This is a genomic window from Streptomyces sp. H39-C1, from assembly GCF_027158125.1.
GTDB classification, from domain to species: domain Bacteria; phylum Actinomycetota; class Actinomycetes; order Streptomycetales; family Streptomycetaceae; genus Actinacidiphila; species Actinacidiphila fildesensis.
Genome location: NZ_JAPVLS010000035.1, coordinates 76,530 through 90,469 on the forward strand (window position 1 = coordinate 76,530; position 13,940 = coordinate 90,469).

Annotated in this window: 10 protein-coding genes and 1 pseudogene; 6 read left to right on the forward strand and 5 right to left on the reverse strand. The window is 69.7% G+C overall.

Annotated features, from left to right (window positions below; genetic code table 11):
* Positions 1-26: 26 nt before the first annotated feature.
* From O3W51_RS23285 to metH, 3 genes are all read right to left on the reverse strand, one after another.
* Positions 27-1,586: an ABC transporter substrate-binding protein gene (locus tag O3W51_RS23285; protein ID WP_138354798.1), complete on the reverse strand. Its 1,560-nt coding sequence runs from the start codon at positions 1,584-1,586 to the stop codon at positions 27-29.
* 373 nt (positions 1,587-1,959) lie between these two features.
* A complete protein-coding gene (locus O3W51_RS23290) occupies positions 1,960-2,661 on the reverse strand; it encodes an HAD family hydrolase (RefSeq protein ID WP_138354797.1) in 702 nt (233 codons plus the stop codon).
* A 121-nt stretch (positions 2,662-2,782) separates the two neighbouring features.
* Positions 2,783-6,292: a methionine synthase gene (gene metH, locus O3W51_RS23295; protein WP_138354796.1), complete on the reverse strand. Its 3,510-nt coding sequence runs from the start codon at positions 6,290-6,292 to the stop codon at positions 2,783-2,785.
* 166 nt (positions 6,293-6,458) lie between these two features.
* On the opposite strand from metH, the gene O3W51_RS23300 reads away from it, so the two are divergent.
* The 4 genes from O3W51_RS23300 to O3W51_RS23315 all read left to right on the forward strand — a co-directional run bounded on the left by O3W51_RS23300 (position 6,459) and on the right by O3W51_RS23315 (position 11,318).
* Positions 6,459-7,226: an IclR family transcriptional regulator gene (locus O3W51_RS23300; RefSeq protein ID WP_138354795.1), complete on the forward strand. Its 768-nt coding sequence runs from the start codon at positions 6,459-6,461 to the stop codon at positions 7,224-7,226.
* A 145-nt stretch (positions 7,227-7,371) separates the two neighbouring features.
* On the forward strand, positions 7,372-8,133 hold the full coding sequence (locus tag O3W51_RS23305; RefSeq protein WP_138354794.1) for an MIP/aquaporin family protein: 762 nt from the start codon (positions 7,372-7,374) through the stop codon (positions 8,131-8,133).
* A 42-nt stretch (positions 8,134-8,175) separates the two neighbouring features.
* A complete protein-coding gene (gene glpK, locus O3W51_RS23310; RefSeq protein WP_138354793.1) occupies positions 8,176-9,702 on the forward strand; it encodes a glycerol kinase GlpK in 1,527 nt (508 codons plus the stop codon).
* 5 nt (positions 9,703-9,707) lie between these two features.
* Positions 9,708-11,318, forward strand: coding sequence for a glycerol-3-phosphate dehydrogenase/oxidase (locus O3W51_RS23315; protein ID WP_138354792.1), 1,611 nt, complete (start codon positions 9,708-9,710; stop codon positions 11,316-11,318).
* A gap of 100 nt (positions 11,319-11,418) precedes the next feature.
* On the opposite strand, the gene O3W51_RS23320 is transcribed toward O3W51_RS23315, so the two are convergent.
* Positions 11,419-11,994, reverse strand: coding sequence for a TIGR03086 family metal-binding protein (locus O3W51_RS23320; RefSeq protein ID WP_138354791.1), 576 nt, complete (start codon positions 11,992-11,994; stop codon positions 11,419-11,421).
* Between the two features lie 74 nt (positions 11,995-12,068).
* On the opposite strand from O3W51_RS23320, the gene O3W51_RS23325 reads away from it, so the two are divergent.
* Together O3W51_RS23325 and O3W51_RS23330 are read left to right on the forward strand one after the other, a co-directional pair.
* On the forward strand, positions 12,069-12,872 hold the full coding sequence (locus tag O3W51_RS23325) for a helix-turn-helix domain-containing protein (protein ID WP_198359255.1): 804 nt from the start codon (positions 12,069-12,071) through the stop codon (positions 12,870-12,872).
* 119 nt (positions 12,873-12,991) lie between these two features.
* On the forward strand, positions 12,992-13,663 hold the full coding sequence (locus O3W51_RS23330; RefSeq protein ID WP_138354790.1) for a FadR/GntR family transcriptional regulator: 672 nt from the start codon (positions 12,992-12,994) through the stop codon (positions 13,661-13,663).
* A 6-nt stretch (positions 13,664-13,669) separates the two neighbouring features.
* Here O3W51_RS23330 and O3W51_RS23335 read toward each other — a convergent pair.
* A pseudogene (locus tag O3W51_RS23335) lies at positions 13,670-13,940 on the reverse strand (aldo/keto reductase); the annotation flags it as partial.

The window sequence follows — 13,940 nt, forward strand, 5'->3', positions numbered from 1 at the left end:
TCCCCCGCGGGGGGGCGGGCCGGCCGTCACTTGCCCGTCGAGAGTTCGTAGAAGCGGAACATCGTCGGGTCCAGCGCCTTGTCCACGCCGGTCACACCGTCACGCACGACAGCGGTCTGCTTGCCCTGCCAGACCGGGATGATCGGGGCGTCCTCGGCGACGATCTTCTGGATCTCGGCGAAGGCCTCGTTGCGCACCTTGGGGTCGTTGGAGCCCTGCTCCTTGACCAGCAGCGCCTGGATCGCCGGGTTGTCGTAACCCGTGCCCAGGAACGGCGACTTGCTGAGGAACGGCGACACGTCGTTGTCGGCGTCCGGCAGGTCAGGGAACCAGCCGATCATGTACGAGGCGTAGCTGCCCGCCTTCTCGTCCTTCTGGTACTGCTGCCACTCGGTCGAGCTCAACTTGACGTTGAACAGGCCGGAGGCGTCCAGCTGACGCTTGATCGCGGTGGCCTCGTCGGCAGCCGCGGCACCGTAGTGGCTCGGCGTCCAGGTGTAGGACAGCGCGACCGGGGCGGTGATGCCGGCGGCCTGCAGGATCGCGGCGGCCTTGGCCTTGTCCGGAGCGCCGTACTTGTCCTTGAACGCGTCGGTGTGACCGTCGATGCCGTTGCCGACCATCGAGTAGAGCGGGGCGACGGTGCCGTTGTAGGCGTCCTTCGCGATGCCCTCGCGGTCGATGACCTGCGCGACGGCCTGGCGGACCGCCTTCTGGTCCGACGGCTTCACCTTCGCGTGGAAGACGAAGTAGCGCTTCTCGGTGCCCGTGCCCTCGACGACCTTGACGCCCTGGGTCTTCTTCAGGTCGGCGGTGTCGGTGGGCGACAGGGTGCGGAAGGCCGCGTTGACGGTGCCGTCCTTGACGGCCGCCTTCAGCGCGGACGCCTCGGCGAAGTACTGCAGAACGAACTGGCTGTTCTGCGCCTTGACCGGGCCGCTGTACTTCGCGTTGACCTTGAAGGACGCCTGCTGCTTCGCGGTGTACTTGTCCAGGGTGTACGGGCCGGAGCCGATCACCTTGGTGCCCGCGAGGAGCTTGTCGGCCGGGAAGGTCTTCTCGTCGACGATCGCACCGGCGTCGGTGGCGAGGACCGACGGGAAGGTGGAGTCGGCGCTCTTCAGGTGAAAGATCACCTGGTCCGCGCCCTTGGCCTCGGTCGACTCCAGCGTGCCGAAGAGGCTGGACGGCCCGTTCGGGTCCGCGATCTTCAGCATGCGGTCGAACGAGAACTTGACGCTGGCCGAGGTCAGCTTGTCACCGTTGGAGAACTGAAGACCGGACTGCAGGGTGCAGGCGTAGGTCTTCGGGTCGGTGAAAGCACACGACTTGGCGGCGTCCGGCTCAGGCTTGGTGCCGCCCGTCGGGAAGCGCATCACCTTCTGGTAAACGCTGTCGATGACCTCCCAGGAGCCGTAGTCGTACGCTCCTGCGGGGTCGAGTGACGACACCGAGTCGATGGTCCCGACGATGACGGCGCCCTTGCTGCCGGACGCCGAATTGTCCTTGTTGCCACCGCACGCGGTCACACCGACGGCCAGGAAGGCCACGGCAGCTGCGGCGACGACACGCTTAGTACGTGACATCTAGTGATTCCCCTTGCTCAAATGCCGATCACTCGATTCGGCATTGACCAGTCAGGACACTAGTGGGAACGCTCTCCTTGCCCAGAACACGGAGAAGTTGAGGCAAAATCACATCCCGATAACGGCACTGCAGGTACCGATATGCGGACGATGGAACGATCCGCCCCTCTGTGTCGCAACCCGGACACAACGTCGCGTTTGTTGCCCCGTTTCACGCAAACGGATCATGCGCGTCCGTACCTGTCGACCAACTGAGGGGTGACAAAAATCACGTGACCAAAAATTGGAGCGGGGCGGAATTCAGCCAGCGCATTCGTGACGCGGAATGAGCAGCCGGGCGCCCAGAGTTTCCAAGCTATTCAGCGGCATACGCTCAGTGAACAGTCGCATTCAGAGAGCGCAGAAAAGGCACGCTCAGCTGCTCCAGCGAGCCCACCACCGTGCGGCCCGGAGCCGCCTCGATCGGGACGATCGAGGGCACCGCGACCACCTGGCAGCCCGCCGCCTCGGCGGAGGCGACCCCGGTCGGGGTGTCCTCCACGACCACGCACCGGGCGGGCTCCGCGCCGAGCCGGGCGGCCGCGAGCAGATACGGATCCGGGAACGGCTTGGTGCGGGCGACCTCGTCGCCGGCGAGGGTGAACGCGAAATGCTCCGCGCCGAGCGTGCGCAGCACCGAGTCGATGATGTGCCGGTGCGAGGCGGACACCAGCGCGGTGGGCACCTGGTGCGCCGCCAGCTCCGTCAGCAGCCGCCGGGCGCCGGGCATCAGCGGCACGCCCCGGGCGATCAGCTCGACGAAGCGCGCGTTGATCGCGGCGGACAGCTCGGGCAGCGTGACCTCGGTGCCCGTGACGGCCATCAGGTGGCCCAGACTGCGGGCCATCGGGCCGCCGACCACGATCGCACGGTGTGCGCCGTCCAGGGCGTGGCCCAGGGCCGCGAAGACCTCCACCTCGGCGGCCCACCAGATGTCCTCGGTGTCGACCAGGGTGCCGTCCATGTCGAGGAGCACGGCGTGCAGCCCGCGGCCTTGGGCCGGACGGGTGTCGACGGCGGGAATGCTACTGGTCATGCGCACCACTCCTCAGCTGGGCCAGGGGGGCACAAAGGCCGGTCGCGACACACTCCTGATCGGAGTGCGGCGACCGGCCTGTGCCGGACCGTCCAGTGTACGTCGGGTCGCTGGCGAACGCTTAGCGGGCGTTGAAGTACTTCGCCTCGGGGTGGTGAATGACGATCGCGTCGGTGGACTGCTCCGGGTGCAGCTGGAACTCCTCGGACAGCTTCACGCCGATCCGCTCGGGCTCCAGCAGCTCGGCGATCTTCGCCCGGTCCTCCAGCTCGGGGCAGGCCCCGTAGCCGAGCGAGAAGCGCGCGCCCCGGTACTTCAGGGCGAACATGTCCTCGACCTCGTTCGGGTCCTCACCGGCGAAGCCCAGCTCGCTGCGGACCCGGGCGTGCCAGTACTCGGCCATGGCCTCGGCGAGCTGGACGGACAGTCCGTGCAGCTCCATGTACTCACGGTAGGCGTTGGCGGCGAACAGCTCGGCCGTCGCCTCCCCGATCCGGTTGCCGACCGTCACGACCTGCAGACCCACGACGTCGATCTCGCCGGAGTCCTCCGGGCGGAAGAAGTCCGCCAGGCACAGCCGGCGGCCCCGGCGCTGGCGCGGGAAGGTGAAGCGGGTGCGCTCGCTGCCGTCGTCGTTGAGCAGGATCAGGTCGTCCCCCTTGGAGACGCACGGGTAGTAGCCGTAGACCACGGCCGCTTCCAGCAGGCCGTCGGTCTGCAGCCGGTCCAGCAGGCCGCGCAGCCGGGGCCGGCCCTCGGTCTCCACCAGCTCCTCGTACGTCGCTCCGCCCGCGCGGGCCTCCTTCAGGCCCCACTGGCCCTTGAAGAGCGCGCCCTCGTCGACCCAGGACGCGTAGTCCTTGAGCGGGATGCCCTTGATGACGCGGCTGCCCCAGAACGGCGGCGTCGGGATCGGGTTGTCCACGGCCACGTCCGAGCGGATCTGCCCGAGGTTGATCTCGGGCTCCTCCTCCACGACGCTGGCGCGCTTGGCCACCCGGCGCTGCTTGAGCTCCGGCAGGACGGCGCCGGGGACGCCGCGCTTGACGGCGATCAGCGCGTCCATCAGCCGCAGGCCTTCGAACGCGTCCCGCGCGTAGCGGACCTCGCCCTCGTAGATCTCGTGCAGGTCCTGCTCCACATACGCGCGGGTCAATGCTGCGCCACCCAGAATGACGGGGTAGTCGGCGGCCATCTTGCGCTGGTTGAGCTCCTGCAGGTTCTCCTTCATGATCACGGTGGACTTCACCAGGAGTCCCGACATGCCGATCACGTCGGCCTTGTGCTCGGTCGCCGCGTCCAGGATCGCCGCCACCGGCTGCTTGATCCCCAGATTCACCACGTTGTAACCGTTGTTCGACAGGATGATGTCGACCAGGTTCTTACCGATGTCATGAACGTCGCCACGGACCGTGGCCAGCACGATGGTGCCCTTGCCGTCGGCGTCGGACTTCTCCATGTGCGGTTCGAGGTAGGCGACCGCGGTCTTCATGACCTCGGCGGACTGCAGCACGAACGGCAGCTGCATCTGGCCGGAGCCGAACAGCTCGCCCACGACCTTCATGCCTTCCAGCAGGGTGTCGTTGACGATCGCCAGCGCGGGACGGGTCGTGAGCGCCTCGTCCAGGTCGCGGTCCAGGCCGTTCTTCTCGCCGTCGATGATCCGCCGCTGCAGGCGCTCGTCGAGCGGCAGCGCGGCCAGTTCCTCCGCGCGGCCGGCCTTGACGGACTTCATGTCGACGCCCTCGAAGAGCTCGAGGAACTTCTGCAGGGGGTCGTAGCCCTCGCTGCGCCGGTCGTAGATCAGGTCCAGGGCCACATCGCGCTGCTCCTCGGTGAGGCGCGCGATCGGGAGGATCTTGCTGGCGTGCACGATCGCGGAGTCCAGGCCGGCGTCCACGCACTCGTTGAGGAAGACCGAGTTCAGCACGACACGGGCGGCGGGGTTGAGGCCGAAGGAGATGTTCGACAAGCCGAGGGTCGTCTGCACCAGCGGGTGGCGGCGCTTGAGCTCGCGGATCGCCTCGATGGTGGCGACGCCGTCCTTGCGGGACTCCTCCTGGCCGGTGGCGATCGTGAAGGTCAGACAGTCGACGAGGATGTCCGATTCGAGGATGCCCCAGTTGGTGGTCAGGTCCTCGATGAGCCGCTCGGCGATGGCGACCTTGTGCTCGGGCGTGCGGGCCTGGCCCTCCTCGTCGATCGTCAGCGCGATCAGCGCGGCACCGTGCTCGGCCGCCAGCGTCGTGATCTGCGCGAAGCGGGACTCGGGACCGTCGCCGTCCTCGTAGTTGACGGAGTTGATGACGGCCCGGCCGCCGAGCTTCTCCAGTCCGGCGCGCAGCACCGGGACCTCGGTGGAGTCCAGCACGATGGGGAGCGTGGAGGCGGTCGCGAAGCGGCCGGCGACTTCGGCCATGTCCGCGGCGCCGTCGCGGCCGACGTAGTCGACACACAGGTCGAGCAGGTGCGCGCCTTCGCGGATCTGGTCGCGGGCCATCTCGACGCAGTCGTCCCAGCGCCCTTCGAGCATGGCCTCACGGAACTTCTTCGACCCGTTGGCGTTCGTCCGCTCACCGATGGCGAGGTACGAGGTGTCCTGCCGGAACGGGACGGTCTGGTAGAGCGAGGCGGCGCCCGGCTCGGGGCGCGGGCTGCGGGGTGACAGGTCCAGGCCCCGGACGCGGTCCACGACCTGGCGCAGGTGCTCGGGGGTGGTGCCGCAGCAGCCGCCGACCAGGGACAGCCCGTACTCCCGCACGAACGTCTCGTGCGCGTCGGCGAGCTCCACCGGCGACAGCGGGTAGTGCGCACCGTCCTTGCCCAGCACCGGCAGACCGGCGTTCGGCATGCAGGAGACCTGGGTCCGCGCGTGCCGGGCCAGGTAGCGCAGGTGCTCGCTCATCTCGGCGGGGCCGGTGGCACAGTTCAGCCCGATCATGTCGATACCGAGCGGCTCCAGCGCCGTCAGCGCCGCACCGATCTCGGAACCCAGCAACATCGTGCCCGTCGTCTCGACGGTCACGGAGCAGATGATCGGGAGGCTGAAGCCGGCCGCCTTGAGGGCGCGGCGGGCACCGACGACCGAGGCCTTGGTCTGCAGCAGGTCCTGGGTGGTCTCCACCAGGATCGCGTCCGCGCCGCCCGCGATCAGGCCCGCCACGTTCTCCTCGTACGCGTCGCGCAGGGCGGCGTACGGGGCGTGGCCGAGGGTCGGGAGCTTCGTGCCGGGGCCGACGGAGCCGAGCACCCAGCGCGGCCGGTCGGGCGTGGCGAAACCGTCCGCCACCTCGCGGGCCAGCCGGGCGCCGGCTTCGGCGAGTTCGAAGATGCGCTCGGGAATGTCGTACTCACCGAGCGCGGCGAGGTTGGTGCCGAAGGTGTTGGTCTCGACGCAGTCGACACCTGCGGCGAAATACTCCTCGTGCACCGACCGCACGATGTCCGGCCGCGTGACATTCAGGATCTCGTTGCAGCCTTCCAGGTCCTGGAAGTCCTCGAGCGAGGGGTCCTGGGCCTGGAGCATGGTGCCCATCGCACCGTCGGCCACCACCACTCGGGTGGCGAACGCCTGACGCAGTGCGTCGGCTCGGGCTTGGCTGGCGAGGGTGGAGGACGACTGCGGGGCCATGGATGTACTCCCAGGAGTGCGACGGCTGTCGGCTTTACGTGCCTGGCCAGGGTAGCGGGCGCGGTGCGCGGGCCTCGAAAGAGTTCCGAGGGGTGGACGAAGGTGTCAGAATCTTCTCTGAGACTATGGGGTTCGACAATGTCGAACGGCTTGCGGAGGTTGGCGGATGCCCGGACCGATTCAGTCGCTGGCGAGGGCAGCCGCGATCCTACGGTTGCTGGCCGGCGGTGAGCGCCGGCTGGGCCTCTCCGACATCTCCTCCTCCCTGGGCCTCGCCAAGGGGACCGCGCACGGCATCCTGCGCACCCTCCAGCAGGAGGGCTTCGTCGAGCAGGACGCCGCGTCGGGCAAGTACCAGCTGGGCGCCGAACTGCTGCGGCTGGGGAACAGCTATCTGGACGTGCACGAGTTGCGGGCCCGCGCCCTGGTGTGGACCGACGATCTGGCCAGGTCCAGCGGCGAGGCCGTCTACCTGGGGGTTCTCCACCAGTCGGGGGTGCTGATCGTGCACCACGTCTTCCGCCCGGACGACAGCCGGCAGGTGCTGGAGGTGGGTGCCATGCAGCCGCTGCACAGCTCGGCGCTGGGCAAGGTGCTGGCCGCGTACGACCCGGTCGCGCACAGCGAGGCGGCCGAGAACGAGCGGCTCGCCCTCACCCCGCGCACGATCACCGACACGGCCGGCTTCGAGGACGTGCTGGAGCTCGCCAGGACCCGGGGCTGGGCGTCCGACCTGGAGGAGACGTGGGAGGGCGTGGCCTCGGTCGCTGCGCCCATCCTGGACCGGCGGCGGATGCCGGTCGGCGCGGTGGGCATCACCGGGGCCGTGGAACGGGTCTGCCAGGAGGACGGCGACATCCAGGCGCGACTGGTGGCCGCGGTACGCGACTGCGCCCGCGCCGTCTCGCGCGACCTCGGCGCCGGACGGTTCTAGGGACTCGGGTCACGATCCGGAGTCCTCAGCCCCAAGCTCTTGACGAGGAAGATATTGCAGAGAAAACTGCCGTTCGGCGGTCGACATTGTCGAACACCGGACGGGACCCGGTCCGCCTGAATGGACGTAAGACAAGGGAGTCGCGGTGTCCAACAGCCATATCTTCTTCGGCGAGACCATCGGTACCGCCGTCCTCATCCTGCTGGGCGGTGGCGTCTGCGCCGCCGTCACGCTCAAGAGCTCCAAGGCCCGCAACGCGGGATGGCTCGCCATCACCTTCGGGTGGGGTTTCGCGGTGCTCACCGCGGTGTACATCTCCTCGAGCCTCTCGGGGGCGCACCTCAACCCTGCCGTCACCGTCGGCATCGCCGTCAAGACGGGCGACTGGAACGATGTGCCGCTGTACATAGCCGGACAGATGCTCGGCGCGATGATCGGCGCGGCGTTGGTCTGGGTGGCCTACTACGGACAGTTCCAGGCGCACATGGACGACAACGAGCTGGCACCGCCGCTCGGACCGGACAGCGGTCCGGCCGGACCGGTCCTCGGCGTCTTCTCCACCGGGCCTGAGGTCCGTAACCCGGTGCAGAACCTCGCCACCGAGATCATCGGCACCGCCGTTCTCGTCCTGGCCGTTCTCACCCAGGGCCTGACGCCGGGCCTCGCACTCTCCGGAACCGGCGCCCTGATCACCGCTCTGGTGGTCGTCAGCATCGGTCTGTCACTCGGAGGGCCCACCGGCTACGCGATCAACCCGGCCCGCGACCTCGGCCCGCGTATCGTGCACAGCCTTCTGCCGCTGCGCAACAAGGGCGGCTCCGACTGGGGCTACGCCTGGATCCCCGTCGTCGGCCCGCTCGTCGGTGCCGTTCTGGCGGGCGGCCTCTACCGGCTGGCCTTCGCGTAACCCCTCCTGTCCGACCGACGCAGACCCCTTGAGGAGCACACCGTGACCGACGCACACACCGCAGGGCCGTTCATCGCCGCGATCGACCAGGGCACCACGTCCAGCCGTTGCATCGTCTTCGACCGGGACGGCCGCATCGTCTCCGTCGACCAGAAGGAGCACGAGCAGATCTTCCCGAAGCCCAGCTGGGTCGAGCACGACGCCGCGGAGATCTGGACCAACGTCCAGGAAGTCGTCGCCAGTGCCGTCGAGAAGGCCGGGATCACCGCCGAGGACGTCAAGGCCATCGGCATCACCAACCAGCGCGAGACCACGCTGCTGTGGGACAAGAACACCGGCGAGCCGGTCCACAACGCGCTGGTCTGGCAGGACACCCGCACCGACGCGCTCTGCCGCGAGCTGGGCCGCAACGTCGGCCAGGACCGCTTCCGCCGCGAGACCGGCCTGCCGCTGGCGAGCTACTTCGCCGGCCCGAAGGCCCGCTGGCTGCTGGACAACGTCGAGGGCCTGCGCGAGCGCGCCGACCGCGGCGAGATCCTCTTCGGCACCATGGACAGCTGGGTCATCTGGAACCTGACCGGTGGCCCGGACGGCGGTGTGCACGTCACGGACGTCACCAACGCCTCCCGCACCATGCTGATGAACCTGCACACCCTGGAGTGGGACGAGAAGATCTGCGAGTCCATCGGCGTCCCGATGTCGATGCTCCCGGAGATCCGGTCCTCCTCCGAGGTCTACGGCACCGCCGCCGTCGGCGTGCTGGCCGGTGTGCCGGTCGCCTCCGCGCTCGGTGACCAGCAGGCCGCGCTGTTCGGCCAGACCTGTTTCGCCGAGGGCGAGGCCAAGTCGACGTACGGCACCGGCACCTTCCTGCTGATGAACACCGGCGAGAAGGCCGTCAACTCCTACAACGGCCTGCTCACCACCGTCGGCTATCGCATCGGTGACCAGAAGGCCGTCTACGCCCTCGAGGGCTCCATCGCCGTCACCGGCTCGCTGGTGCAGTGGATGCGCGACCAGATGGGCATCATCAAGAGCGCCGCCGAGATCGAGACCCTGGCGAGCTCCGTCGACGACAACGGCGGCGCGTACTTCGTGCCCGCCTTCTCCGGTCTGTTCGCCCCGTACTGGCGCGACGACGCCCGCGGTGTGATCGCCGGCCTCACCCGTTACGTCACCAAGGCGCACCTGGCCCGCGCGGTGCTCGAGGCCACCGCCTGGCAGACCCGCGAGATCGTCGACGCGATGAGCAAGGACTCCGGCGTCGAACTGGCCGCGGTCAAGGTCGACGGCGGTATGACCTCCAACAACCTGCTGATGCAGACCATCGCGGACTTCGTGGACGCCCCCGTCGTCCGTCCGATGGTCGCCGAGACCACCTGCCTGGGCGCCGCCTACGCGGCCGGTCTCGCCGTCGGCTTCTGGCCCGACACCGACGCACTGCGCGCCAACTGGCGCCGGGCCGCCGAATGGACCCCCCGGATGGACGCGGACAAGCGCGACCGCGAGTACAAGAACTGGCTCAAGGCCGTCGAGCGGACCATGGGCTGGATCGAAGAGGAGAACTGATCAGAATGTCTTCCACCCTGCAGAGCGTCCCCACCCTCGGGACGCACCCGACCGCCGGCACCGACCCCAGCCGATCCGAGACCAGGGAGCTGCTCAGCCACGCCACGTACGACCTACTGGTGATCGGCGGCGGCATCCTCGGCACCTCGGTCGCCTGGCACGCCGCGCAGTCCGGGCTGCGGGTCGCGATGGTGGACGCCGGCGACTTCGCCGGCGCCACCTCGTCGGCATCCTCCAAGCTCGTCCACGGCGGGCTGCGCTACCTGCAGACCGGCTCGGTCAAGCTGGTCGCCGAGAACCACCACGAGCGGCGGGTGCTGGCCAAGGACGTGGCTCCGCACCTGGTCAACCCGCTCACGTTCTACCTGCCGGTGTACAAGGGCGGCCCGCACGGCGCCGCCAAGCTCGGTGCGGGGGTCTTCGCGTACTCGGCGCTGTCCGCCTTCGGTGACGGTGTCGGCCGGGTCATCTCCCCGGCGAAGGCCGTGGCCGACAACCCGGGCCTGCGCACGGCGAACCTCAAAGCCGTCGCGGTCTACCACGACCACCAGATGAACGACTCGCGGATGGCCGTCATGACGGTCCGCGCGGCCGTGGAGTCCGGTGCCGTGGTGCTGAACCACGCCGAGGTGACGGGGCTGCGCTTCACGCACGGCAAGGTCACCGGCGCGGAGCTGCGCGACAAGCTGGACGGGACGGAGTTCGGGGTGAGCGCCCGGCTGGTGCTCAACGCCACCGGGCCGTGGGTCGACCACCTGCGGACGATGGAGGACAAGGGCTCCTCGCCCAGCATCCGGCTGTCCAAGGGCGCGCATGTGGTGATGAAGCGGAAGGTGCCGTGGAAGGCCGCCATGGCCACCCCGATCGACAAGTACCGCATCACCTTCGCCCTGCCGTGGGAGGACCAGCTGCTGCTGGGCACCACGGACGAGGAGTACACCGGCGACCCGGCGGACGTCCGGGCGACCGAGGCCGACATCCAGCAGATCCTGGACGAGGCCGCGTTCTCCGTGAAGGACGAGCACCTGGACCGGGACCTCATCACCTACGCCTTCGCCGGGCTGCGGGTGCTGCCGGGCGGGCCCGGCGGCGTCGAGTCCGCCAAGCGGGAGACGGTCGTCTCCGAGGGCCGCGGCGGGATGCTGTCGGTGGCGGGCGGCAAGTGGACCACCTACCGGCACATCGGCCGCACGGTGATGAACAAGCTCGCGAAGCTGCCCGGCGGGCCGCTCGGCGAGGACATGGAGCCGCAGAAGCTGCTCCCCCGGCGGATGCCGCTGCCGGGCCTCGCCAACCCGAACGCGGTCGCCCACCGGCTGCTGGTGGACCGCGACCCGGGCATGCGGATGGACCCGCTGACGGCGCGTCACCTCGCGAGCCACTACGGGTCGCTGTCGTTCGACATCGCCCGGCTCGTCAACGAGGACCCGACGCTCGGTGAGCGGATCCACGAGGACGGCCCGGAGATCTGGGCGCAGGTCGTGTACGCCCGCGACCACGAGTGGGCCCAGACGGCCGACGACGTGCTGCGCCGCCGCACCACGCTGACGGTGCGCGGTCTGGACACCGAGGCCGTCAGGACCCGGGTCGAGGACATGCTGGCCCGAAGGGCCTGATCCGTCCGGCGGTACACGGCACACGGCAGCGGAACGGCCGGGTGAGCGGGGATTCCCCGTTCGCCCGGCCGTTCGCGCGTCGCGCCGCCCGGTCCGCGGATCATGCGCTCCAATGCGGGTCGCGGCCGGAGAGCGCGAGGGCGCGTTCGAGATCGGTGGCCGGGCCGGTGAGTTCGACGGGTTCGGCGAAGCCCTTGTACTGGCGGTACATCTCGGCCTGCTGCTCGACGGCGGCGAGCACCACGGCGGCGGTCTCCTCGTCGGTGCGGAACTCCTGGCCGACGGTCTTCGCGACGTCCCAGCCGTGCAGCACCAGCTCGAGCAGGAGCATCGCGGCGATGTCGGCGGCGGGCATCTCGGCCCCGCCCATGTCGATACCGCCCTCCCACGCCTCGGGCCGGGCCCAGGCGGCGAGCGCGCGGTCGAGCTGCGCCGCGTACGCCTCGGCCCACTCCGGGTCCGCGGTGAAGTCGTGCTCGGTGAGCTCCTCGGGGAGGGTGGTGCGCAAGGCGCGGTGCTCCAGGCCGTGGGAGGTGTAGAGCACCCAGTGGTTGATCAGCGTGCGGGCGTCGAACTCCGGGCACGGGGTCGGCGCGGTGAGGTGTTCCGGCGTGATGGTGCGGGCGATACGGGCGGCTTCTGCGGCGCTGCGGACCAGCTGCGGATGAATGTTCATGAATCCCACGGTAGATCCGCGGCCGGGGCCCGTATTGAACAAACGCGACAGCTCAGAGGTCCTAGGCTGGCCGGATGACGACCCCGGAGATGGGGCGGGGAGTGCTGCGTCCCGCCGTGGCGGCCACCCAGTTCGAACTGCTGCGGGAGGAGCCGGCCGAGGCCGTCGCCCCGTACGTGGAGTTCTACTGGATCGTGCGCTGGGATCTGCGCGGCCGGCCGCCGCACGAGCAGAAGGTCCTCTCGCACCCCAATGTGCATCTGGTCTTCGAGAAGCCCGAGACCGCGGTCTACGGGGTGCAGCGCGGGGTCTTCACCCGGGTGTTGCGCGACCGCGGCCAGGTGCTGGGCATCAAGTTCCGGCCCGGCGGTTTCCGCCCGCTGCTGGGGTCGCCGGTCGCGGACCTCACCGACCGGTCGGTGCCCGCCGCGGAGCTGTTCGGGCCCGCCGTCACCACCGCGGAGCGGACGATCCTCGGGGCGTCCGACGTATCCACCATGACCGCCACCGCGGAATCGCTCCTCCTGAGCCTGCTCCCCGGCCCGGACGCGGCCCCTGACCCGGTCACGGCGGAGGTCGCCGCCATGGTGGAGCGGATCACCGCCTCCCCCTCCCTGTTCCGCGTCGACGAGGTCGCGGACGACCTCGGAATCTCCGTCCGCAGACTCCAGCGGCTCTTCGCCGAACATGTCGGCGCCAGCCCCAAGTGGGTGCTGCGCCGGGCCCGGCTGCACGAGGCCGCCGCCCGTGCCGACCAGGGCGTGGGCATCGACTGGGCGGCCCTCGCCGCCGACCTCGGCTACAGCGACCAGTCCCACCTGACCCGGGACTTCACCGCCACGGTGGGCGCCTCCCCGGCCCGTTACGCGGGCGAGTAGGCCGGAGCCGGAGACCGTCTGCGCAGGGAGTCCGCGCAGCGGCCCGTCCGGGGGCATAATGGCCGGATACATCGGAGGTCTGGCGGCGGGTAGCGGGACCAGGACAGGGGGAGGTCGCGATGGCGGTCACCGACGAGGCGATCGAGAAGATCAAGGAAATGATCGTCTCAGGGGCGCTGCGGCCCGGCGACCGGCTGCCGAAGGAGAGCGAGCTCGCGGCTGAGCTGGGGCTTTCGCGCAATTCGCTGCGCGAGGCGGTGCGGGCGCTGTCGCTGATCCGGATCCTGGATGTGCGGCAGGGCGACGGCACCTATGTGACGAGCCTGGATCCACAGCTGCTGCTGGAGGCGATGAGCTTCGTGGTGGACTTCCACCGCGACGACACCGTGCTGGAGTTCCTGGCCGTCCGGCGGATCCTGGAGCCGGCCGCGACCGCGATGGCGGCGCTGCGCATCCCGGGGCCGGAACTCGACGTGCTCCAGGGGAAGCTGGACGCGCTCGGCCCCGAGCCCTCCGTCGAGGAACTGGTCGCCTCCGACCTGGAGTTCCACCGCGGCATCGTGCAGGCGTCGGGGAACTCGGTGCTCTGCTCGCTGCTCGACGGGCTGTCCGGGCCGACCACCCGGGCCCGCGTCTGGCGCGGCCTCACCCAGCAGGACGCGGTGAGCCGCACCCTGCACGAGCACCAGGCGATCCTGTCCGCGCTGCGCGACCGTGACGCGGAGGCCGCCCGCTCCTGGGCGACCGTGCACATCGCGAGCGTCGAGCAGTGGCTGCGCTCCACGCTGTAGGACGCGTCAGACGGGCGCGGGCAGCGGGATGTCCTCGTCGAGCAGTCCGCGCTCCACGAGGGCGCTCCACAGCCCGTCGGGGATCTCGTACGTGAAGAGCGCGGCGTTGTCCCGGACCTCCTCCGGGCTCGCCGCGCCGACGACCGCGGAGACCACCGACGGGTGCCCGACCGGGAAGCGCAGCGCGGCCGCCCGCAGCGGGACACCGAACTCCGCGCAGACGGCCGCGATGTCGAGGGCCCGGCGCACCAGCTCGGGCGGCGCCGCCGCGTAGTTG

Coding starts and splice junctions, on each gene's coding strand:
- O3W51_RS23320 (WP_138354791.1), bottom strand. CDS start 11,994: ATGAACATTCATCCGCAGCTGGTCCGCAGCGCCGCAGAAGCCGCCCGT.
- O3W51_RS23300 (WP_138354795.1), top strand. CDS start 6,459: ATGCCCGGACCGATTCAGTCGCTGGCGAGGGCAGCCGCGATCCTACGG.
- metH (WP_138354796.1), bottom strand. CDS start 6,292: ATGGCCCCGCAGTCGTCCTCCACCCTCGCCAGCCAAGCCCGAGCCGAC.
- O3W51_RS23330 (WP_138354790.1), top strand. CDS start 12,992: ATGGCGGTCACCGACGAGGCGATCGAGAAGATCAAGGAAATGATCGTC.
- O3W51_RS23315 (WP_138354792.1), top strand. CDS start 9,708: ATGTCTTCCACCCTGCAGAGCGTCCCCACCCTCGGGACGCACCCGACC.
- O3W51_RS23325 (WP_198359255.1), top strand. CDS start 12,069: ATGACGACCCCGGAGATGGGGCGGGGAGTGCTGCGTCCCGCCGTGGCG.
- O3W51_RS23285 (WP_138354798.1), bottom strand. CDS start 1,586: ATGTCACGTACTAAGCGTGTCGTCGCCGCAGCTGCCGTGGCCTTCCTG.
- O3W51_RS23290 (WP_138354797.1), bottom strand. CDS start 2,661: ATGACCAGTAGCATTCCCGCCGTCGACACCCGTCCGGCCCAAGGCCGC.